Origin of the sequence: Pseudomonas sp. Irchel s3b2, assembly GCF_900187445.1 — a bacterium.
Classification (GTDB): domain Bacteria; phylum Pseudomonadota; class Gammaproteobacteria; order Pseudomonadales; family Pseudomonadaceae; genus Aquipseudomonas.
The window spans coordinates 632,033-652,900 of sequence record NZ_FYEB01000001.1; the positions used below are offsets into that span (position 1 = coordinate 632,033).

Here is a 20,868-nt window from a genome sequence, read left to right on the forward strand (position 1 = left end):
CTTCGATGCCTGATCATTCAGGCGTCGAACCAATTTTTATGCCGGACCCGCTCTTCTGTAGGAGCGAAGCTTGCTCGCGAAGGTGTGTCAGTCGACATCACTGTGGCTGACACACCTTCGCGAGCAAGCTTCGCTCCTACAAGGGTCAGGCTTATTTCCCCCAAAAGAGTTACGAGAAAGGAGTGACACCATGCTGGTGATGCGCCCCGCGCAAATGGCTGATCTGGGCGAGGTACAGCGTCTGGCTGCGGACAGCCCGATTGGTGTCACTTCCTTGCCGGATGACGTTGAACGCCTGAGCGACAAGATCGCCGCAAGCGAAGCCTCGTTCGCCGCCGAAGTCAGCTTCAACGGTGAAGAGAGCTATTTCTTCGTCCTCGAAGACACCGCCACCGGCAAACTGGCCGGCTGCTCGGCCATCGTTGCTTCGGCCGGTTACTCCGAGCCGTTCTACAGCTTTCGTAACGAAACGTTCGTGCATGCCTCCCGCGAGCTGAAGATTCACAACAAGATCCACGTGCTCTCCCAGTGCCACGACCTGACCGGCAACAGTCTGTTGACCAGCTTCTACGTGCAGCGCGAGTTGGTGGGTTCGCCTTGGGCGGAACTCAATTCCCGTGGCCGTTTGCTGTTCGTGGCCAGTCATCCTGAGCGCTTTGCCGATTCCGTGGTGACCGAGATCGTCGGTTACAGCGATGAAAATGGCGACTCGCCGTTCTGGGATGCCATCGGCCGCAACTTCTTCGACCTCAACTACGCCGAAGCCGAGCGCTTGTGCGGTTTGAAGAGCCGGACCTTCCTCGCCGAACTGATGCCGCATTATCCGATCTATGTGCCGTTGCTGCCGGACTCCGCTCAAGAGGCGATGGGCCAGGTGCACCCCCGGGCGCAGATCACCTTCGACATCCTGATGCGCGAAGGCTTCGAGACCGATCATTACATCGACATTTTCGACGGCGGCCCAACCCTGCACGCCCGCGTCTCGGGGATACGTTCGATCGCCCAGAGCCGTGTGGTGCCAGTGAAAATCGGTGAGCCGGTCAAAGGCGCGGGTCGTCAGTACCTGGTGGCCAACGCCCAGTTGCAGGATTACCGCGCGGTATTGCTCGAGCTCGATTACGCGCCGGGTAAACCCGTCACCCTGGATCTGGAAGCCGCCGAAGCCCTGGGCGTCGGTGAAGGTGCCAGCGTGCGCCTGGTGGCGGTTTAACGCCTGCTGCTATGCCTATAAAGAATGAATGCTTAGTAAAGCAGCGAGTTTCACGGGTGGCGCAAGCGGCCCGTTTGAGGAGATAGCATGATCGTTCGTCCCGTACGCAGCAGCGATTTACCCGCTCTGATCGACCTGGCCCGCAGCACCGGCACCGGCCTGACTACCTTGCCGGCCAACGAAGAGCGTCTGGCCCATCGAGTCGGTTGGGCCGAGAAGACCTTTCGCGGCGAAGCCGGGCGGGGCGATGCGGACTATCTGTTCGTGCTCGAAGATGACAATGGCCGCGTGGTGGGCATTTCCGCCATCGCCGGCGCCGTTGGCCTGCGGGAGCCCTGGTACAACTTCCGGGTCGGCCTGACGGTCAGCGCCTCGCAAGAGCTGAACATCTACCGCGAAATTCCGACGCTGTTCCTGGCCAACGACCTGACCGGCAATTCCGAGTTGTGCTCGTTGTTCCTGCACGCCGATTTCCGCACTGGCCTCAACGGCCGCATGCTGGCCAAGGCGCGGATGCTGTTCATCGCCGAGTTCCCGCAACTGTTCGGCAACAAGATCATCGCTGAAATGCGCGGTGTGTCCGATGACGCCGGGCGTTCGCCGTTCTGGGAAAGCCTGGGCCGGCACTTCTTCAAGATGGAATTCAGCCAGGCCGATTACCTCACTGGCGTGGGCAACAAGGCGTTCATCGCCGAACTGATGCCGAAATTCCCGCTGTACACCTGCTTCCTGTCGCCAGACGCGCGCAACGTGATCGGCCAGGTTCACCCGGACACCGAACCGGCCCTGTCGATGCTCAAGAGCGAAGGTTTCAGCTATCAAGGCTACGTCGATATCTTCGATGCCGGTCCTGCGGTGGAGTGCGAAACCACCAAGATTCGCGCGGTGCGCGACAGCCAGGCGCTGGTGCTGGCCATCGGCACCCCGGGTGACGACGCCACGCCGTTCCTGATTCATAACCGCAAGCGCGAAGACTGTCGGATCACTGCCGCGCCAGCACGCTTCGCCGCCGGCACGTTGGTGGTCGATCCGCTGACCGCCAAACGTCTTCAACTCAACGCTGGCGATCAAGTGCGCGCCGTTCCGTTGTCTGCTGCTCGGGAGTCGAAATAATGAATTCGCTATACGTCGCCGGTGAATGGCTGGCCGGTCAGGGTGAAAGCTTTCAATCGGTAAACCCGGTGACCCAGCAAGTGCTGTGGGTCGGCGAGGGCGCCACGGCCGGTCAGGTCGAGTCGGCCGTGCAAGCTGCGCGTCAGGCGTTCCCGGGCTGGGCCCGGCGTACCCTGGAAGAGCGCATCAGTGTGCTGGAAGCCTTTGCCGCCGCACTGAAGAATCACGCTGACGAGCTGGCTCGCACCATCGGCGAAGAAACCGGTAAACCCCTGTGGGAAGCGGCGACTGAAGTCACCAGCATGGTCAATAAAATTGCGATCTCGGTGCAGAGCTACCGCGAACGTACCGGCGAGAAGAGCGGCCCGCTGGGCGACGCCACCGCTGTGTTGCGCCACAAGCCGCACGGCGTGGTGGCGGTGTTCGGTCCTTACAACTTCCCTGGTCACTTGCCCAACGGTCACATCGTCCCGGCGCTGCTGGCCGGTAACAGTGTGCTGTTCAAGCCGAGTGAGCTGACCCCGAAAGTTGCTGAGCTGACGGTCAAGTGCTGGATCGAAGCCGGTCTGCCGGCTGGTGTGCTGAACCTGCTGCAAGGCGCTCGTGAAACCGGTATCGCCCTGGCGGCGAACCCGGGCATCGACGGTCTGTTCTTCACTGGTTCCAGCCGTACCGGCAATCATCTGCACCAGCAGTTTGCCGGTCGTCCGGACAAAATCCTCGCGCTGGAAATGGGCGGCAACAATCCATTGGTGGTGGATCAGGTCGCGGACCTCGATGCCGCCGTTTACACCATTATTCAATCGGCGTTCATTTCCGCCGGTCAGCGTTGCACTTGTGCCCGGCGCTTGCTGGTGCCGCAAGGCGCTTGGGGCGACACGTTGCTGGCGCGTCTGGTGGCGGTCAGCTCGACGATTGAAGTCGGTGCGTTCGATCAGCAACCGGCGCCGTTCATGGGCTCGGTGATTTCCCTCGGCGCTGCGAAAGCGTTGATGGATGCGCAAGAACATCTGCTGGCCAACGGCGCGGTGGCGCTTTTGGAAATGACTCAACCCCAGGCTCAGGCAGCCTTGCTGACCCCGGGCATTCTGGACGTAACGGCAGTGGCCGATCGCCCGGACGAAGAGCTGTTCGGTCCGCTGCTGCAAGTGATCCGCTACGCTGATTTTGAAGCGGCGATCGCTGAAGCCAATGACACCGACTATGGCCTGGCGGCCGGTCTGTTGTCGGATTCCGAAGCGCGTTATCAGCAGTTCTGGCTGGAAAGCCGGGCCGGTATCGTCAACTGGAACAAGCAGCTGACCGGTGCGGCGAGCAGCGCGCCATTCGGCGGTGTCGGTGCCTCGGGTAACCATCGCGCCAGCGCCTACTACGCGGCGGATTACTGCGCGTACCCGGTGGCGTCGCTGGAAACCCCGAGCCTGGTTTTGCCTGCCGCGTTGACGCCTGGCGTGAAGATGGCGTAACGCCCATTCGCGGGCAAGCCTCGCTCCTACAGGTTTTGTGTCGTTCACGTGATCGGCGCGCACCACAAACCTGTAGGAGCGAGGCTTGCCCGCGAAGGCCGCGCCTCGGTCTTACTGAATTGTTACCTGAAGCCTATAACAACAGATTCTCGTGGAGCCTCGCTGATGAAATCCTATGAAGTCAATTTTGACGGTCTAGTGGGGCCGACCCATAACTACGGCGGCCTGTCCTACGGCAACGTCGCGTCCCAGAGCAACAGCCAGCAATCTTCGAACCCGAAGGAAGCCGCGCTGCAAGGCCTGGCGAAGATGAAAGCGCTGATGGAAATGGGCTTTCAGCAAGGCGTTTTGGCGCCACAAGAACGTCCGGACGTAGCCGCACTGCGCCGCCTGGGTTTCAGCGGTACCGATGCTCAGGTGATCGAGCGCGCCGCCAAAGAGGCCATGCCGCTGCTGGTTGCCAATTGCTCGGCGTCGAGCATGTGGGTGGCGAACGCCGCCACGGTCAGCCCGAGCGCCGACACTGCGGATGGTCGCGTGCATTTCACCGCCGCCAACCTGAACTGCAAATACCACCGTAGCATCGAACACCCGACCACCAGCCGCGTACTGGGGGCGATGTTCGCCGATCAGAAGCACTTTGCTCACCACGCCGCTTTGCCGGCCGTGGCGCAGTTCGGTGACGAAGGCGCGGCCAACCACACCCGTTTCTGCCGTGACTACGGTGAAGCTGGCGTCGAGTTTTTCGTGTTCGGTCGCAGCGCGTTCGACACCCGTTACCCGAATCCGCAGAAGTACCCGGCACGCCAGACTCTCGAAGCCTCCCAGGCGGTCGCGCGTCTGCACGGCCTGAGTGATGACGGCGTGGTCTATGCCCAGCAGAACCCTTCGGTGATCGATCAGGGTGTGTTCCACAACGACGTGATCGCAGTGGGTAACGGCGAAGTGCTGTTCTATCACGAGGACGCCTTCCTCGACACCGAGCAGATGCTCGCTGAACTGCACGGCAAACTCGCCAAAGTGGGTGGGAAATTTCAGTCGATCTGTGTACCGCGTTCCGCGGTCACCGTGGAAGACGCCGTTCGTTCCTACCTGTTCAATAGCCAGCTGCTGTCGCGTCCTGACGGCTCCATGCTGTTGATCGTGCCGGAAGAATGCCGTGGCAACGAGCGTGTCTGGCAGTACCTGCAAGGCCTGACCAGCTCTGGCGGCCTGATCCGCGAAGTGAAAGTTTTCGATCTCAAGCAGAGCATGCAGAACGGCGGTGGCCCTGCTTGCCTGCGGCTGCGCGTCGCACTCAACGAAACCGAACTGGCGGCCGTCAACCAAGGGGTTATCATGACGGCACCGTTGTACGGCACATTGACCGAATGGGTCGACAAGCACTACCGCGACCGTATGACCGAAAACGATCTGGCGGACCCGCAATTGCTGCTTGAGTGCCGGACGGCACTGGATGAACTGACGCAAATCCTTAAACTGGGCGCGGTTTATCCATTCCAGATCAATTGAAAGTCTCAAACGAGAGCGTAAAAACATGAGCGATACCCTGCAGCTGATCCTTGAAGATACCGACGGCACGCAACTGGAAACTTCCTGCACCCGCGTCGCGGTCATGTGGCAAGGCAAAGAGCTGTGGATCCAGCAGGACGGCCGTGGCCAGCTGCTGATTGGTGTGGACGTCGAAGAGGGTGACGCTGAATACGCCAACCTGCTGCTGCGCCCATTGGCGACTAATCTGGTAAGTCTGCAACTGGAGATGGAACCGGCCGACGTCGGTGATGATGAGGACCACGTACACGGCCCGGATTGCAATCACGACCACTAAGGAAACCGCTCTATGCTCGCCCTCGGCAAACTGCTTGAACTGACCCTCGCCGGCCGCGAACCGGCGGAGAAGACTCAACTGACTGTCGAAGGCGTGCGGATGCGCTGGTTGAGCGAAGGTGCGCTGGAAGTCCGGCCACCTGAAGCTCGCGACAACGGCCTGGACCTGCTGCTCTCGGCCGGTATCCATGGCAACGAAACAGCGCCGATCGAGTTGCTCGATCGCCTGTTGCATGACATCGCTCGCGGCGACTTGAAGCCGCGCGCACGCATTCTGTTCCTGTTCGGCAACCCCGAGGCCATCCGTCGCGGTGAGCGTTTCATCGAGCAGGACGTCAATCGGCTGTTCAACGGCCGGCACGAACAAACCAGTGGTTCCGAGGCCTTGCGCGCTTGTGAACTGGAGCGGCTGGCGGCGACGTTCTTCAGCCTGCCGGACCGCAATCGCCTGCACTACGACCTGCACACGGCGATCCGTGGCTCGAAAATCGAGCAATTCGCCCTGTACCCCTGGAAAGAAGGTCGTCGGCATTCACGCCTGGAACTGGCTCGCCTGCGCGCTGCCGGCATGGAAGCGGTGCTGCTGCAGAACAAACCTTCCATCGTCTTCAGCTCCTACACCTACGACAAGCTCGATGCCGAGTCCTTCACCCTCGAGCTGGGCAAGGCCCGGCCGTTCGGGCAGAACGACGGGGTCAACATCAGCCTTCTTGAAACCCGCCTGAAGCAGATCATCGAAGGCACCGAGCCGCCAATGACCGACGAAGGGCTGGAGGGTTTGCAGTTGTTCAGCGTCGCTCGGGAAATCATCAAGCACAGCGATAGCTTCCACCTGAATCTGCCGGCGGATATCGAAAACTTTTCGGAGTTGAAAATGGGGTATGTGCTGGCCGAGGATATCGCCAATACCCGCTGGGTCATCGAAGAGAAGGGCGCCCGGATCATCTTCCCGAACCCCAAGGTCAAGAACGGCCTGCGCGCCGGCATCCTGATCGTGCCGACCACCGACAAAAACCTCGCCTGACTGATCGTTCCCACGCGGAGCGTGGGAACGATCAGTCACAGGTGTTGTGCTTTAGACCGCTACCGCGCGAGGTTCGCTGCGACGCAACGCCCGCATCTTGTGCAGCGTATCCGCGCAAGTCTTCGCCGCTTCCTGACCTTTATGCACGAAATGCTCGAAGAAGAACTTCTGATGTTCTTCGCCGGCATGGAAGTGGTGTGGGGTCAAAACCACCGAGAACACCGGCACTTCGGTTTCCAGTTGAACCTGCATCAGGCCGCTGATCACTGACTGGGCGACGAATTCGTGGCGATAGATGCCGCCGTCGACTACCAGGCCCGCAGCGACGATGCCGGCATAACGACCAGACTTGGCCAGCAGTTTGGCGTGCAGCGGAATTTCAAAGGCGCCGCCGACTTCGAAGAAATCGATGTCCGACTCCTGATAACCCTGAGCAATCATTTCGGCGACGAAGCCTTTACGGCTCTGGTCGACGATTTCCTTGTGCCAGCAGGCCTGGATGAACGCGACGCGCTCGCCCTGATGGTTTTTGCTTTTGCTATCGATTGCGGTGGGTTGCATGTTCTGACTCCTGTTTGTGTAAAAAACAGGGCGTTATGAATCGAATGGGATTTAAGGGTACGCACGCTCGCACGAGTGCCTGCGGACGGCCCTTTTGTGCCAATCCCGTTCTCTCTTCATCCGGACTATGACCGTCGGCCCCGGGATCACACCGGGTCTGCTGACCTTGTCGTCATTCACAGCCATTGCCGTGCCTGTCGCCAAGCGCTCGCGGGCTATGCGCATTGCGCGCAATTACCGCCGGTGGGGAGTTGCACCCCGCCCTGAGAACGTTTTGCCGCCAGATTGTTTGGCGGCGAAGCGTTTTTAACACATATTTCTCACCTGTGCATTGCTGCTATCTGATGATTGTTATCGACTTTTTCATTGGCATAACCAGCCTTTTCCTGGAACAAGGCTTGATTATTCGCCGACATGACCGCAGTAATTCCATCCTGAAAGGGATTTTCCCCTGCTTACCGAGGCCAGATTCATGAGCGTTATCGATCTTCGCAGCGACACCGTCACCCAACCGACCGCAGGGATGCTCGACGCGATGGCCAATGCAGCCACCGGTGACGACGTTTATGGCGAAGATCCGACGGTCAATCGTCTGGAAGCCGAACTGGCAAAACGACTGGGTTTTGCCGCTGCGCTGTTCGTTCCGACGGGCACCATGAGCAACTTGCTGGGCCTGATGGCCCACTGCGATCGCGGTGACGAATACATTGTCGGTCAACAGGCCCACACCTATAAGTACGAAGGTGGTGGCGCGGCAGTGCTCGGTTCGATCCAGCCGCAGCCCCTGGAAGTGCAGGCCGATGGTTCGCTGGACCTGGCGCAGGTCGCCGCCGCGATCAAGCCAGATGATTTCCACTTCGCCCGCACCCGTTTGCTGGCGCTGGAAAACACCATGCAGGGCAAGGTTTTGCCGCTGGAATATCTGGCCCAGGCACGCCGTTTCACTCGTGAACATGGCCTGGCGCTGCATCTGGATGGCGCGCGGCTCTACAACGCGGCGGTCAAACTGGGTGTCGATGCCCGGGAGATCACTCAGCATTTCGATTCGGTTTCGGTCTGCCTGTCCAAAGGCCTGGGCACGCCGATCGGTTCGGTGCTGTGCGGCTCGGTCGAGTTGATCGCCAAGGCACGACGTCTGCGCAAGATGGTCGGCGGCGGCATGCGCCAGGCCGGGATTCTCGCCGCAGCGGGGCTTTATGCGCTGGATAATAATGTTCAGCGCCTGGCTGACGACCATGCCAACGCACAAATGCTGGCCGAAGGTCTGCGAGCGGCGGGCTATGAGGTCGAGCCGGTGCAGACCAATATGGTTTACGTGCAAATGGGCGACAAGGCCGAAGCGATCAAGGCCTTCGCGGCGACACGCGGGATCAAGCTCAGTGCTGCCGGTCGTCTGCGAATGGTCACGCACATGGACGTCAGCCGTGCGCAAATCGAGCAGGTGGTCGCTACATTCGTCGAGTTTTCCCGCAACTGATCGCGTTAGCCGTCCAATTGACCGTTTCTATCGTATAAACACGCTGTACCCCGCGCGCAGGGCCGATATAATGCGGCCCTTTGCCGTCGCTTCGTCTGTTGACGTTTCGCACAGGCCTTTGGCCGCAGCCTCCGTGGAAGAACCTAATGAAAAGCGCAGAAATCCGTGAAGCCTTCCTTCGCTTCTTCGAAGAACAAGGCCACACCCGTGTAGCCTCCAGCTCTTTGATTCCGGGCAACGACCCAACCCTGCTGTTCACTAACGCGGGGATGAACCAGTTCAAGGACTGCTTTCTGGGCCAGGAAAAGCGCGCGTACACCCGCGCCGTCAGCAGCCAGAAATGCGTGCGCGCCGGCGGCAAGCACAACGACCTGGAAAACGTCGGTTATACCGCCCGTCACCACACCTTCTTCGAAATGCTGGGTAACTTCAGCTTCGGTGATTATTTCAAGCGTGACGCCATCACCTACGCCTGGAACTTCCTGACCTCCGAGAAGTGGCTGAACCTGCCGAAAGAAAAGCTCTGGGTCACCGTCTACGCCAGCGATGACGAGGCGTATGACATCTGGACCAAAGACATCGGCGTACCGGCCGAGCGCATGGTCCGTATCGGCGACAACAAGGGCGCGCCATACGCATCCGACAACTTCTGGACCATGGGCGATACCGGCCCGTGCGGTCCTTGCACTGAGATTTTCTATGATCACGGCGCCGACATCTGGGGTGGCCCACCGGGCTCGCCGGAAGAAGACGGCGACCGTTACATCGAGATCTGGAACAACGTGTTCATGCAGTTCAACCGCACCGCCGATGGCGTGTTGCACCCGTTGCCAGCGCCGTCGGTGGACACCGGCATGGGCCTGGAACGGATCAGTGCCGTGCTGCAGCACGTTCACTCGAACTATGAAATTGACCTGTTCCAGAGCCTGCTGACCGCATCGGCCAAAGCCATCGGTTGCACCAACGACGCTCAGGCTTCGCTGAAAGTCGTGGCTGACCACATTCGTTCGTGCGGCTTCCTGATTGCCGATGGCGTGCTGCCGTCCAACGAAGGTCGCGGTTATGTGCTGCGCCGGATCATTCGTCGCGCTTGCCGTCACGGCAACAAACTGGGCGCCAAGGGCAGCTTCTTCTATCAGATCGTTGCCGCCCTGGTCGCCGAGATGGGCGAAGCGTTCCCTGAGCTGAAGTCCCAGCAGGCGCACATCGAACGCGTCCTGAAAGCCGAAGAAGAGCAATTCGCCAAGACCCTGGAGCAGGGCTTGAAGATCCTCGAGCAGGACCTGGCCGAACTCAAAGGCGATGTGGTGCCGGGCGACGTGGTGTTCAAACTCTACGACACCTATGGCTTCCCGATGGACCTGACGGGCGACATCGCGCGTGAGCGCAGCCTGACCATCGACGAAGCAGGCTTCGAACGCGAAATGGAAGCTCAGCGAGTGCGTGCCCGCTCCGCCAGCTCCTTCGGCATGGACTACAACAGCCTGGTCAAGGTTGATGTGGCCACCGAGTTCACCGGTTACACCGCTCACAGCGGTTCCGCCAAAATCGTTGCTCTCTATAAAGAAGGGCAATCGGTTGACGTACTGAGCGAAGGCGAAGAAGGCGTGGTCGTTCTTGATCAGACGCCGTTCTATGCAGAGTCCGGCGGTCAGATTGGTGATTGCGGCTTCCTCCAGGCTGGCGCTGCGCGTTTCGACGTGCGCGACACCACCAAGACCGGTGGTGCATTCCTGCACCACGGTGTGCTGGATTCGGGCAGCCTGATTGTAGGTGCTCCGGTGGAGACTCATGTCGATGCCGAAGTGCGTCACGCGACTTCGCTGAACCACTCGGCCACTCACTTGCTGCACGCCGCATTGCGTCAGGTACTGGGCGAGCACGTTCAGCAGAAAGGCTCGCTGGTCGACAGTCAGCGTCTACGCTTTGACTTCAGCCACTTCGAAGCGATCAAGCCTGAGCAACTGAAAGCGCTGGAAGACATCGTCAACGCCGAGATTCGCAAGAACTCCGAAGTTGAAACCGAAGAAACCGACATCGAAAACGCCAAGCAAAAAGGCGCCATGGCGCTGTTCGGCGAGAAGTATGGCGACAGCGTTCGCGTGCTGAGCATGGGCGATTTCTCCGTCGAGCTGTGCGGTGGTATTCACGCCACCCGTACTGGCGACATCGGCCTGCTGAAAATCATCAGCGAAGGCGGTGTGGCTTCCGGTGTGCGTCGTATCGAGGCAGTGACCGGCGCAGCAGCGCTGGCCTACCTGAACGCGGCTGAAGAACAACTCAAGGAAGCGGCCAACCTGGTCAAGGGCAGCCGCGATAACCTGATCGACAAGCTGTCGGCTGTGCTGGAGCGCAACCGTCTGCTGGAGAAGCAACTCGAGCAGTTGCAGGCCAAGGCGGCCAGCGCGGCGGGCGACGATCTGTCGGCTTCTGCCCTGGACGTCAAAGGCGTGAAAGTGCTGGCCGTGCGTCTGGACGGTCAGGATGGCAAGGCGCTGCTGGCGCTGGTCGATCAACTGAAGAACAAACTCGGCCGCGCAGTGATCCTGCTCGGCAGTGTCCATGAGGAAAAGGTCGTTCTGGTTGCAGGCGTGACCAAAGACCTGACTGGCCAACTCAAAGCCGGTGATTTGATGAAACAGGCTGCTGCGGCAGTGGGCGGGAAGGGCGGTGGTCGTCCAGACATGGCGCAGGGCGGTGGTACTGACGCTGGCGCACTGGATGCCGCATTGGCCCTGACGGTTCCATTTGTAGAGCAGGGTTTATAAGGCAGTGTGTCTGGCTCGCGGTCTAGTGGCGGGCCAGAGCGCTGTTTGAGATTATTGGGCGCCCTTCATGGGCAGAGGCGGCTTTGAAATGGCTTTGATCGTACAGAAATTTGGAGGCACCTCAGTCGGCACTGTCGAGAGAATCGAGCAGGTCGCCGACAAGGTTAAGAAATTCCGCGATGCGGGCGATGACCTGGTGGTTGTGCTGTCTGCAATGAGTGGCGAAACCAACCGTCTGATCGATCTTGCCAAGCAAATCAGTGGCGACGGCCAGCCGGTTCCTCGCGAGCTGGATGTGATCGTTTCCACCGGTGAGCAGGTGACGATTGCACTGTTGGCCATGGCGCTGATCAAGCGCGGCGTGCCAGCGGTGTCGTACACCGGCAATCAGGTACGGATTCTGACGGATAGTGCGCACAATAAAGCGCGTATCTTGCAGATTGATGACCAGAAGATTCGCGGCGACCTGAAGGCCGGTCGTGTGGTGGTTGTCGCCGGTTTCCAGGGCGTCGACGAGCACGGCAATATCACCACGCTCGGTCGTGGCGGTTCCGATACCACCGGTGTGGCGCTGGCGGCAGCCCTGAAGGCTGACGAATGCCAGATCTACACCGACGTCGACGGCGTCTACACCACCGATCCGCGTGTGGTGTCCGTGGCTCAGCGCCTGGACAAGATCACCTTTGAAGAGATGCTGGAAATGGCCAGCCTCGGTTCCAAGGTGTTGCAGATCCGTGCGGTGGAATTCGCCGGCAAGTACAACGTTCCGCTGCGCGTACTGCACAGCTTCAAGGAGGGTCCGGGCACCCTCATTACTATTGATGAAGAGGAAACCATGGAACAGCCGATCATTTCCGGCATCGCTTTCAACCGCGATGAAGCCAAGCTGACCATCCGTGGCGTGCCAGACACCCCGGGCGTGGCGTTCAAGATTCTCGGCCCGATCAGTGCCGCGAACATCGAAGTCGACATGATCGTGCAGAACGTTGCGCACGATAACACCACCGACTTCACCTTCACCGTGCACCGCAACGACTACCAGTCGGCGCAAACCGTGCTGGAAAACACCGCTCGCGAGATCGGTGCCCGTGAAGTCGTTGGCGACACCAAGATTGCCAAGGTCTCGATCGTCGGCGTCGGCATGCGCTCCCACGCAGGCGTGGCCAGCCGCATGTTCGAATCCCTGGCGAAAGAGAGCATCAACATTCAGATGATCTCGACGTCGGAAATCAAGGTGTCCGTGGTGATCGAAGAGAAGTACCTGGAACTGGCCGTGCGCGCTCTGCACACGGCTTTCGAGCTGGACGCGCCGGCCCGACAGGGCGAGTAAATGCGTTTCCCCAGGGCGCGGTCTGACCGCGCCCTTCGTTTTTTTGAATGGTGCGTACCAAAGCTGTTCTTTTGCTCGCGCTAGTCAATACTCAGGCATGTAGGGCTGCGATCGTTCTGGTTGTAGGTCGAATGCCTTTTTTTTGCAGACTGTTGTCCCTGAAATGAAATGCGTGAGGAGAAAGGTATGCTGATTCTGACTCGTCGGTGCGCAGAAAGCCTGATTATTGGTGATGGCGAAATCACCGTGACCGTGCTCGGCGTTAAAGGAAATCAAGTGCGCATCGGTGTAAACGCCCCGAAAGAGGTTGCTGTGCACCGTGAAGAAATTTACCTGCGTATAAAGAAAGAGAAGGACGAAGAACCAAGCCATTAATTTTTATCGTTTTTTATGTTTGCAAACGGGGAAAAGGTTGGTTAAGATACGCCCCGTGTTGCGGAGAGCTGGCCGAGTGGCCGAAGGCGCTCCCCTGCTAAGGGAGTACACCTCAAAAGGGTGTCGGGGGTTCGAATCCCCCGTTCTCCGCCATTATTTGCGTAGTACGTTGTAATCTGGCTTCTTCGGTAAGTTGTTGAAATTACTAGAAAAAGTGCTTTACAAAAAGATTTAACGGCCTATAATGCGCGGCAACAAATGCACTCGTAGCTCAGCTGGATAGAGTACTCGGCTACGAACCGAGCGGTCACAGGTTCGAATCCTGTCGAGTGCACCATTTAAGAGTTGTTTGCAGTAATGTGAATAACTTGGCTTCAACCAGTTGTGATCTGGTATAAAAACACAAATGCACTCGTAGCTCAGCTGGATAGAGTACTCGGCTACGAACCGAGCGGTCACAGGTTCGAATCCTGTCGAGTGCACCAAACAACAAAAAGCCCGCGTTTAACGCGGGCTTTTTGCCGTCTGCGATTTGGCTTTTCCTTTGGTACAACCTTTCTCGTCGAATTCGATATGAGCACTGCGCCCGCGCTTGTTGTCATAGCGGTAGCTTGTGGCTGAATTGCGGGTGCTGATCTTGTCGGGTTTGCCAAGAGCGCTCTCGACGTCCTGCTGACTCATGCCGGCAACGACCCGCTGATTGATGATCGCTATGCGGCGTTCCTTCGCGCTGAGCAGATTTCCACATTTGTCCTCGGACTGACCAACAATCGTCGGTGCTCTCCTCCTTTGAATTTTCGTACCTGATGTATCGCGAAACTCGGCTTCAGGCATCAGAGGTGTCGCGCTGCCTGGCAGGAACGTGCGTACGTCTTGAAGTGAAAGGCTTTCTCCAGCTGTACAGCTCAAGGTCGTGAAGGTGATGTGCCCATTGGCGGCTTCGCATCGGTGAACGGTCGTGGCAAGCGCCTGGGGCAGCTGGCAGAGCAGGGTAGCAAGCAGATAATAATGAGCATTCGATGGCATTCGACGTCCTCCATGACGGTCTCCATCAAGGGTAGCCATTACATTTTTCGACGCAGCTGTGTTTTCTTTTCAGGATAAGTCGTCGCAGTTTCATGGATCAGGACGGTGCTCAAGTTTGTCTTGCAAGCGCTTGTTTCAGCCACGATTTTTTAACGTTTAAAACCGTCAGGCGGTGTTATCATTGCGCCCGTCAGCCCCGCCGGGGCTTGTGGAATACCTCCATGGACTTACCCAGTAGTTACTTATCCCGTTTTTACAATCATGAATTGACTGATTGATCCTTCCGGCGTGCCCCGCTGCTGGGAGTGGAGTTCGCCTATGTCCGAAGTTGAAGTAAAAAAAACGCAGGAAAGCTTGCAGGACCGCCTCGCTCAAGTCGTTGAGCTGCTGCAGCGCCAGCGAGTGGTCGAAGACCTGACTCATCGCCAGGAAGGTCCGCATCACGACCGGGTCGAGAACCTGGTTCACCGGCAAAACCTCGTCGAGTTGCAGCGCAAGCTCGATGATCTGCACTCCGCCGACGTTGCCTACATCCTTGAAGCCTTGCCGCTGGACGATCGTCTGACGGTCTGGCAATTGGTCAAGGCCGATCGCGACGGCGATATTCTGCTCGAAGTATCCGATTCGGTTCGTGAAACCCTGATCGCCGACATGGACGATCACGAGCTCCTGGCGGCGGCCAAGGACATGGATGCCGACGAGCTCGCTGACCTGGCCTCCGAGCTGCCGCGAGACGTCGTCCACGAGCTGATGGAAACCCTTGATGGTCAACAGCGTGAGCGCGTCCGCTCCGCGTTGTCCTATGACGAGGAGCAGGTCGGTGCGCTGATGGACTTCGAGATGGTGACCATCCGTGAGGATGTCAGTCTCGAAGTGGTTTTGCGTTACCTGCGCCGTCTCAAGGAGCTGCCGGGCCACACCGACAAACTGTTCGTGGTCGATTACGACGGCGTGCTCAAGGGTGTGTTGCCGATCAAGCGTCTGCTGGTCAACGACCCGGAAAAGCAGGTGTCGGAAGTCATGGCCAGCGACCCGGTGAGTTTTCATCCGGACGAAGACGCTTACGAGGCCGCCCAAGCATTCGAACGTTATGACTTGATCTCGGCCCCCGTGGTCGACAAGAACGACAAGCTGATCGGCCGCCTGACCATCGATGAAATGGTCGACCTGATTCGTGAAGAGAGCGAAAACGAAGTTCTCAACATGGCGGGTCTGCGTGAAGAAGAAGATATTTTCGCGTCAGTCTGGAAATCCTTGCGCAACCGTTGGGCCTGGCTGGCGGTGAACCTGATCACCGCGTTCATTGCATCCCGGGTGATCGGTTTGTTCGAAGGCTCCATCGAGAAACTGGTAGCGCTCGCGGCATTGATGCCGATCGTCGCCGGTATCGGTGGCAACTCGGGTAACCAGACGATCACCATGATCGTTCGGGCCATGGCGCTGGACCAGGTCAGTACCGGCAATACGTCGCGACTGATGCGCAAGGAGTTGGCGGTCGGTTTGATCAATGGTTTGGTCTGGGGCGGCGTGATTGGTGTGGTGGCCTATCTGCTTTATGGCAGTTGGTCACTGGGCGTGGTGATGACCGCCGCCATGACGCTTAACCTGTTGCTTGCGGCATTGATGGGGGTCTTGATTCCGATGACCCTGGCGCGGCTTGGGCGCGACCCGGCGATGGGTGCCAGTGTGATGATCACTGCCATGACCGACAGTGGCGGCTTTTTCATCTTCCTCGGGCTGGCGACGATTTTCCTGCTTTGAGGTCCTGCTCTAAAAGAACCCGCCCAATCGGCGGGTTTTTTTTAACAAATTTCAGGCAAAAAAAAGCCAGCAATTACGCTGGCTTGAACTTTCGGGATGAATCAGGAAGCGTCTGCGGCCATTTCGGCATCATGGGCGATCAGCGAAACCAGAGCGTTTTGCTGACGGTGGGAGAGTTGGCGGAAGCGTTGCAGCAGTTCGCGTTCGTGCAAAGACAACTCGGGGCTGTCCAGGCGCATGCTCAATTCTTCACCCAGTGCGCCTTCCTGAATAAGGCTCTGCTCAAGGCGCGCGATGATTTCGGAGTTCATGCTGCGATGATGATTGCGAGCCACTTCGGCAATGCGTTCACGCATTCCGTCTGGCAGACGTACGACGAACTTGTCAGCCGTACGGCTGGAATAAATTGCCTGTTTCAATGGGCGCATATATTTAACCGGTTAGTTCAGGGGAGCGGTTCTCGGGATAGGCCGCAGGATGTCAGATAGGACAAGCACTCCGGCCAAATGTTCAACCTGAATTGATAGAGGCGCGCATCATGCCTCAAATTAGCCAGATCATTGGCGTCAATTCTGTGACAAATATTGATCTGGGTAAAGGCTTAATGCCAGCACCTATTCTCAGAAATGCGGACTGGTTTGAAAATAATCCATGAGTCCGTATTGCTGACCGCGTCCTCTTGCCCGACAGGTGATGCCCGAAGACGCCTGAAGATGCATGCTATGCGGATTCGATCCTTGTTCCCTACTTTTATACAGGATAGTGGCAAATGGCCGATTTACTAGTACGGACGCGTGGCGCGGGATGATTTCAGATGGCAGGCTGATTTATTTAATGGGGCCTTCGGGATCCGGCAAGGACAGCCTCATCGAAGCCGCTCGTGAGCCGTTGCGCGCAGGCAACTGTGAAGTTGTGCGCCGCGTTATCACGCGTTCAGCGGAGTCTGTGGGTGAAGACGCCATTGAGGTATCCCGCGAGGAGTTCGAGCGACGCAGGGCCAAAGGGGATTTTGCGCTGTCGTGGCAAGCCAATGGGCTGGATTACGGTATTCCTGTGGGCATAGACCAATGGCTCGCGGACGGTCGCGATGTGTTGATCAACGGTTCACGCGGACACCTGGCAGAAGCGCAACAGCGCTATCCCGCGCTATTGCCGGTGTTGTTGACGGTCAAGGATGAAGCCCTGCGTGAGCGTCTACTACGGCGGGGGCGTGAGAGCCCGGCAGAAATTGAAGCAAGACTGCACCGTAACGGGCTATTCACGGCTGACGATCCAATCGGTGATACGCAGATCCGCCGACTTGATAACTCCGGCGACCTTGCTGGCACCGTCGCCAATCTTCTGAAGCTACTGAGCCTCAGCGCAAAACCGGATCGAACTTGATTTTGCGCCCGGCGATCAGTGCCAGCACAAACAATGCACCGAACACGCCGCAGGCAATCAGGGGCAGGGTGACGATCATGTCCTGGACCAATGACAGATGAAGGATGCCACTCAGTAAGGCGAGGATGAAACATCCTGCGGCTGATTTGGACATGCTGTGCTCCTGATGGGGGGATTCAAAATACCAAACGTTCGAAAGACTGTGTGCGCTGCTGAATAGTCTCTTGGCTCACCTCTTGGCCGACAACCCTGCGTTGATCGTTCGCGACTGCCAATTGAGGCGTTTTTTGCAGCTGCAGGTAATGAGGGATGCGTTGAGCAATCGTTGCAGCGTCGTTTTCGGGGAAGAAATGAAAACCCAACAGAACCGCCAAAGCGACTGCATTCGCGATTAAAAGCGCGCTGTTCATGGAGCTGATCTCCTGTGTTCTGTGAGAACAGTCGAAGCAGCCCGCATGCCAAAAGTTTAACGGCTATTAAATCCTTTAAAAACAATGAATTAAGATATCTTTGAAAAATATCTGCATTGCATTTTGCAATGATGGCATTTTGCGGTGATGCAATTTGCACGGTAAACAAAGCCACGCTACTGTGAGGCGTCTGCCTACACTTAAAAAGCCCTACGGACGACATGACAAAAACGGGCCTGCCCGTTAACATGCACGCCGTCCATCGCTGCGCATCCTTGTGCAGCGACTTGTGTCTCAGTAGCTCAATTGGATAGAGCATCCCCCTCCTAAGGGGAAGGTTGGCAGTTCGAACCTGCCCTGGGACACCATATTTTTCAAGGCCTTTAGCGGTTTTCTTGTTTCCAGCTTTGCATTCATGGGTGCAGGGTGGGTGCAAATGCTATTGCCCATAGCGGCCTAGCGACGCTTTTTGCGTTTGGTTTGCGGCGGTGCAGGGCGGTTGCCTCCTAGGGCCGGGATCAAATTTTGATTTAAGCCTTGACGCGCTGTTGCCGTGTTAGGAAAGGCCTCTGTCATGAGGTCTGTAGCGCTTACGAGCGTGTCGGCGCACATACCTAGCATCGTTGCCAGATATCCTTTATCGGCATCATTTTGCAGCCCGGTGCCATTTGGTTCCACTCGAAAAAAGAAATTGGTAGTACATGCGCGTATTGAGACAAGAGATCTCAGTATGCGTAAAACGTCTCCTTGTCCCATCCCGCACGAGCCAGCATTCTCTGCTCGGTATCATTAGGTTGTCACCAGATAAACATCGCTTCTTCACCTGTGAACTCAGAGCTTGGAAGCGCGTTAGCTTTTTGCACTTTGCGATAAATGACGATCATTGTGGTGACTTAGGTAATTTGTGGCGGCGAGCGGTGAGAGCTGTAGAGCTACTGAGTTCTTCAAGTGCTGGATGGCCCGCGATACCGCAGCGCAATGGGACAGGTCGATGCTTACTAGCTTGTGGTCATCCCAATGGGGAGAAGCTAAAGGCGAGGTTGAACGCGGTGAAGAGCGTCCACCGTACTGCATTACTCGATAGGTACTTACAGGTGGCGGATGCTGACCCATCCGTGGAAGCCCCGCCTGCTGGCATTACCCTGACAGAAAGCTGTTGTTCTTTGGCCAAACAGAGCCACGCGAGTGGTACAGGGCAGATGAGCAATTGCACGGACTTGGCACGGCCCAACATCAGTCACGAGTTCCAATGGTATCCCGTTAGGATTGAAGGGTTATGGCCGATTTCTGCCTGTCACGACTGACCGAAATCGGCCGATTCTGTTGAAAAAATCGACCATGGTTTCCGCAACAGAAAAGTATGCGTCCGAGATTGAAATCTTTACTTTCGGCAGAGGCTTCCGGACTCAGATTTCACGTAGCAGTGTGCAAAAAAGGTGTTTTAACCAGTCAATGACCAGGCTGTTTGGGCGAACCGACTTTTTCAACACAATCGGCCAAAAACAGCCAATCGGCTCGTTTAGGAAATCAGGGACGATTCAGAGCGTATGAACGCCTTCAACGCTTTTTCATTAGTCCTGGCGCCCTCATGGAGATCAATGGCACGTCTGGTGTTGTTTTCGAGGCTGGAGTTGAGGGCCTGAAGGGCCCCTCAACGAAGCGTCAGCTCAGTCAGAGAGAAAAAAATTAACATCGGGCCCGGGATTAGTAGACCACTACACTCACAAGCGTGACTGGACTGATCCTTGAGTCACTCAGCTCCACGACACCTTTTCGGCAACAGATGATCTCTGGCGAGGTCGTTTTTGCAGGAGATAAAAACTCAGTTACAGGAAGTGGCTTATGTTTAAGATCAACCCTACCCAGAACCGTATTGCACCGCTGGAAATCAAACGCTTTGGGGAGCTGGGCTTCACTGAGCGCAGGCATTTGCAAGAGTGGCTAGAAAACTGCCCACAGGCACTGGCCCAAGGCGATGGTGAGGAACTACTGATCATTCAGAAGGAGTTTGACGGCTTCGATGATACCCGCGAACGCCTCGATCTTTTAGCCCTTGATAAGGAGGGAAACCTGGTCATTATCGAGAACAAGCTCGACGACTCTGGGCGTGACGTTATTTGGCAGGCGCTAAAGTATGCCAGCTACTGCGCCAATCTGAGTAAGGCTCAGGTGATTGACATATACCAACGCTACTTAAATCAGAAAGCACGTGAGTTCGGCCGGCCAGCGGCCAGTGCTGCTGACAACCTGATTGAGTTTCTGGAGATCGACGGACTGGAAGCTGCACAGATCAACCGGATAAAGACACAGCGGTTGATCCTTGTCGCCGCTCGTTATCGCAAAGAAATTACTAATACGGTGCTGTGGCTCAGTCAGTTTGGAATCGCCTGCCAGTGTTTCAAAGTGACGCCCTATCAGTCTGGTGACGAACTGTTCCTCAATTGTGAGCAGATTATCCCCACGCCTGAATCTTCCGATTTTATGATCGGAATGGTGGCCAAGGAAGATGAGGAAAAAAGCGTCGACAGCGAACAGAAACATCGTCACACCCTGCGGCAGGACTTCTGGGAGCAAGCGCTGGAGGCCTTCAGTCAGAGTAATTGCTCTGTGTACAACAACATCAGCCCAACGAAGGATCACTGGCTCAGCGCCGGTTCAGGTCTGAGCGGTATGCCATATCAGCTTATCTTCGGTAAGAACGAAATACGGGTCAATCTTAGCCTACAAAACAGTCAGGCCGCTGCTAACAGCTTTGTGTTCGAGCGCTTGGAGGCACAGAGAGATGGGATTGAAGCGGAGTTTGGACATAATCTTGTTTGGTTGCCGATGCCCAACAAAAAAGCCTGTCGTATCCAGTACGCCAAAGACGTTGATGGGTACGACAAATCGAACTGGCCGGAGATGATCCAGTGGATGATTCAGCACATGACTCGGCTGGAGCAGGCAATGCGCGAACCGCTGAAGTTGATTAACAAGCAGCTGAAGCAGAAGAGCTTATCTGCTGATGACATGCTGGAAAGTGCGGCAGACTGAGTCGTTCCTGATTTCGTAGCGCTTTTGGCCGACTCCTGCCTGTCACCTCCGGCAGGAACCGCCCCAGAGCTACCTGTGGTTGATGGGCAGCAATCGGCCGAGGC

General features: G+C 57.3%; 18 protein-coding genes, 4 tRNA genes and 1 riboswitch. Of the genes, 17 read left to right on the top strand and 5 right to left on the bottom strand.

Going from position 1 to position 20,868, the window contains the following annotated elements; all coding sequences use genetic code 11:
* Positions 1 to 190 precede the first annotated feature (190 nt).
* The 6 genes from aruF (at position 191) to astE (ending at position 6,640) form a co-directional block, all read left to right on the top strand.
* Complete coding sequence (gene aruF / locus CKW20_RS02985) at positions 191 to 1,210, top strand: arginine/ornithine succinyltransferase subunit alpha (RefSeq protein ID WP_008033116.1); 1,020 nt, start codon at positions 191 to 193, stop codon at positions 1,208 to 1,210.
* 87 nt (positions 1,211 to 1,297) lie between these two features.
* The gene (astA, locus tag CKW20_RS02990; RefSeq protein WP_095051595.1) at positions 1,298 to 2,323 is read left to right on the top strand and encodes an arginine N-succinyltransferase; all 1,026 of its coding nucleotides are present in this window, start codon (positions 1,298 to 1,300) and stop codon (positions 2,321 to 2,323) included.
* The gene (gene astD, locus CKW20_RS02995; RefSeq protein WP_095051596.1) at positions 2,323 to 3,789 is read left to right on the top strand and encodes a succinylglutamate-semialdehyde dehydrogenase; all 1,467 of its coding nucleotides are present in this window, start codon (positions 2,323 to 2,325) and stop codon (positions 3,787 to 3,789) included. Before astA ends, astD begins: the two co-directional genes overlap by 1 nt.
* A 165-nt stretch (positions 3,790 to 3,954) precedes the next feature.
* Positions 3,955 to 5,301, top strand: a complete 1,347-nt coding sequence (astB, locus tag CKW20_RS03000) for an N-succinylarginine dihydrolase (protein WP_038979425.1) — start codon at positions 3,955 to 3,957, stop codon at positions 5,299 to 5,301.
* Positions 5,302 to 5,326: 25 nt separating this feature from the next.
* On the top strand, positions 5,327 to 5,617 hold the full coding sequence (locus CKW20_RS03005) for a hypothetical protein (RefSeq protein ID WP_007904718.1): 291 nt from the start codon (positions 5,327 to 5,329) through the stop codon (positions 5,615 to 5,617).
* A gap of 12 nt (positions 5,618 to 5,629) precedes the next feature.
* Positions 5,630 to 6,640: a succinylglutamate desuccinylase gene (gene astE, locus CKW20_RS03010; protein ID WP_095051597.1), complete on the top strand. Its 1,011-nt coding sequence runs from the start codon at positions 5,630 to 5,632 to the stop codon at positions 6,638 to 6,640.
* Between the two features lie 51 nt (positions 6,641 to 6,691).
* Here astE and CKW20_RS03015 read toward each other — a convergent pair whose 3' ends face one another.
* Entirely contained in the window at positions 6,692 to 7,201 is a 510-nt protein-coding gene (locus CKW20_RS03015; protein WP_008071834.1) for a 6,7-dimethyl-8-ribityllumazine synthase, read from the bottom strand.
* A gap of 103 nt (positions 7,202 to 7,304) precedes the next feature.
* Positions 7,305 to 7,476, bottom strand: a riboswitch (FMN riboswitch).
* A gap of 197 nt (positions 7,477 to 7,673) precedes the next feature.
* Here CKW20_RS03015 and ltaE point away from each other — a divergent pair.
* The 7 genes from ltaE (at position 7,674) to CKW20_RS03050 (ending at position 13,636) form a co-directional block, all read left to right on the top strand.
* On the top strand, positions 7,674 to 8,678 hold the full coding sequence (gene ltaE / locus CKW20_RS03020; protein WP_095051598.1) for a low-specificity L-threonine aldolase: 1,005 nt from the start codon (positions 7,674 to 7,676) through the stop codon (positions 8,676 to 8,678).
* A 146-nt stretch (positions 8,679 to 8,824) separates the two neighbouring features.
* Positions 8,825 to 11,446 carry an alanine--tRNA ligase gene (alaS, locus tag CKW20_RS03025; RefSeq protein ID WP_095051599.1) on the top strand — a complete coding sequence of 874 codons (2,622 nt, stop codon included), beginning with the start codon at positions 8,825 to 8,827 and terminating at the stop codon, positions 11,444 to 11,446.
* Between the two features lie 88 nt (positions 11,447 to 11,534).
* On the top strand, positions 11,535 to 12,776 hold the full coding sequence (locus CKW20_RS03030) for an aspartate kinase (protein ID WP_030131783.1): 1,242 nt from the start codon (positions 11,535 to 11,537) through the stop codon (positions 12,774 to 12,776).
* Between the two features lie 186 nt (positions 12,777 to 12,962).
* The gene (csrA, locus tag CKW20_RS03035; protein WP_002554426.1) at positions 12,963 to 13,151 is read left to right on the top strand and encodes a carbon storage regulator CsrA; all 189 of its coding nucleotides are present in this window, start codon (positions 12,963 to 12,965) and stop codon (positions 13,149 to 13,151) included.
* A gap of 62 nt (positions 13,152 to 13,213) precedes the next feature.
* Positions 13,214 to 13,304 (top strand) — tRNA-Ser (locus CKW20_RS03040).
* A 107-nt stretch (positions 13,305 to 13,411) separates the two neighbouring features.
* Positions 13,412 to 13,488, top strand: a tRNA-Arg gene (locus CKW20_RS03045).
* Positions 13,489 to 13,559: 71 nt separating this feature from the next.
* Positions 13,560 to 13,636, top strand: a tRNA-Arg gene (locus CKW20_RS03050).
* A 19-nt stretch (positions 13,637 to 13,655) separates the two neighbouring features.
* On the opposite strand, the gene CKW20_RS03055 is transcribed toward CKW20_RS03050, so the two are convergent.
* The gene (locus CKW20_RS03055) at positions 13,656 to 14,177 is read right to left on the bottom strand and encodes a cell envelope protein SmpA (RefSeq protein ID WP_095051600.1); all 522 of its coding nucleotides are present in this window, start codon (positions 14,175 to 14,177) and stop codon (positions 13,656 to 13,658) included.
* Positions 14,178 to 14,495: 318 nt separating this feature from the next.
* Here CKW20_RS03055 and mgtE point away from each other — a divergent pair, with 318 nt between their 5' ends.
* A complete protein-coding gene (mgtE, locus tag CKW20_RS03060) occupies positions 14,496 to 15,938 on the top strand; it encodes a magnesium transporter (RefSeq protein ID WP_095051601.1) in 1,443 nt (480 codons plus the stop codon).
* Between the two features lie 101 nt (positions 15,939 to 16,039).
* On the opposite strand, the gene CKW20_RS03065 is transcribed toward mgtE, so the two are convergent.
* On the bottom strand, positions 16,040 to 16,366 hold the full coding sequence (locus CKW20_RS03065) for an Arc family DNA-binding protein (protein ID WP_003178899.1): 327 nt from the start codon (positions 16,364 to 16,366) through the stop codon (positions 16,040 to 16,042).
* 376 nt (positions 16,367 to 16,742) lie between these two features.
* Here CKW20_RS03065 and phnN point away from each other — a divergent pair, with 376 nt between their 5' ends.
* Positions 16,743 to 17,321 (top strand): phosphonate metabolism protein/1,5-bisphosphokinase (PRPP-forming) PhnN, encoded by a 579-nt coding sequence (gene phnN / locus CKW20_RS03070; RefSeq protein ID WP_095051602.1) that lies wholly within the window; start codon positions 16,743 to 16,745, stop codon positions 17,319 to 17,321.
* On the opposite strand, the gene CKW20_RS03075 is transcribed toward phnN, so the two are convergent.
* Positions 17,296 to 17,475, bottom strand: coding sequence for a PA3371 family protein (locus tag CKW20_RS03075; RefSeq protein WP_095051603.1), 180 nt, complete (start codon positions 17,473 to 17,475; stop codon positions 17,296 to 17,298). The two genes, phnN and CKW20_RS03075, sit on opposite strands and share 26 nt — an antisense overlap.
* A 22-nt stretch (positions 17,476 to 17,497) precedes the next feature.
* Positions 17,498 to 17,731 carry a hypothetical protein gene (locus CKW20_RS03080; RefSeq protein WP_095051604.1) on the bottom strand — a complete coding sequence of 78 codons (234 nt, stop codon included), beginning with the start codon at positions 17,729 to 17,731 and terminating at the stop codon, positions 17,498 to 17,500.
* Between the two features lie 291 nt (positions 17,732 to 18,022).
* Here CKW20_RS03080 and CKW20_RS03085 point away from each other — a divergent pair.
* Both CKW20_RS03085 and CKW20_RS03095 read left to right on the top strand, forming a co-directional pair.
* Positions 18,023 to 18,099, top strand: a tRNA-Arg gene (locus CKW20_RS03085).
* 1,474 nt (positions 18,100 to 19,573) lie between these two features.
* Positions 19,574 to 20,764, top strand: a complete 1,191-nt coding sequence (locus CKW20_RS03095; RefSeq protein WP_095051606.1) for a DUF4268 domain-containing protein — start codon at positions 19,574 to 19,576, stop codon at positions 20,762 to 20,764.
* Positions 20,765 to 20,868 lie beyond the last annotated feature (104 nt).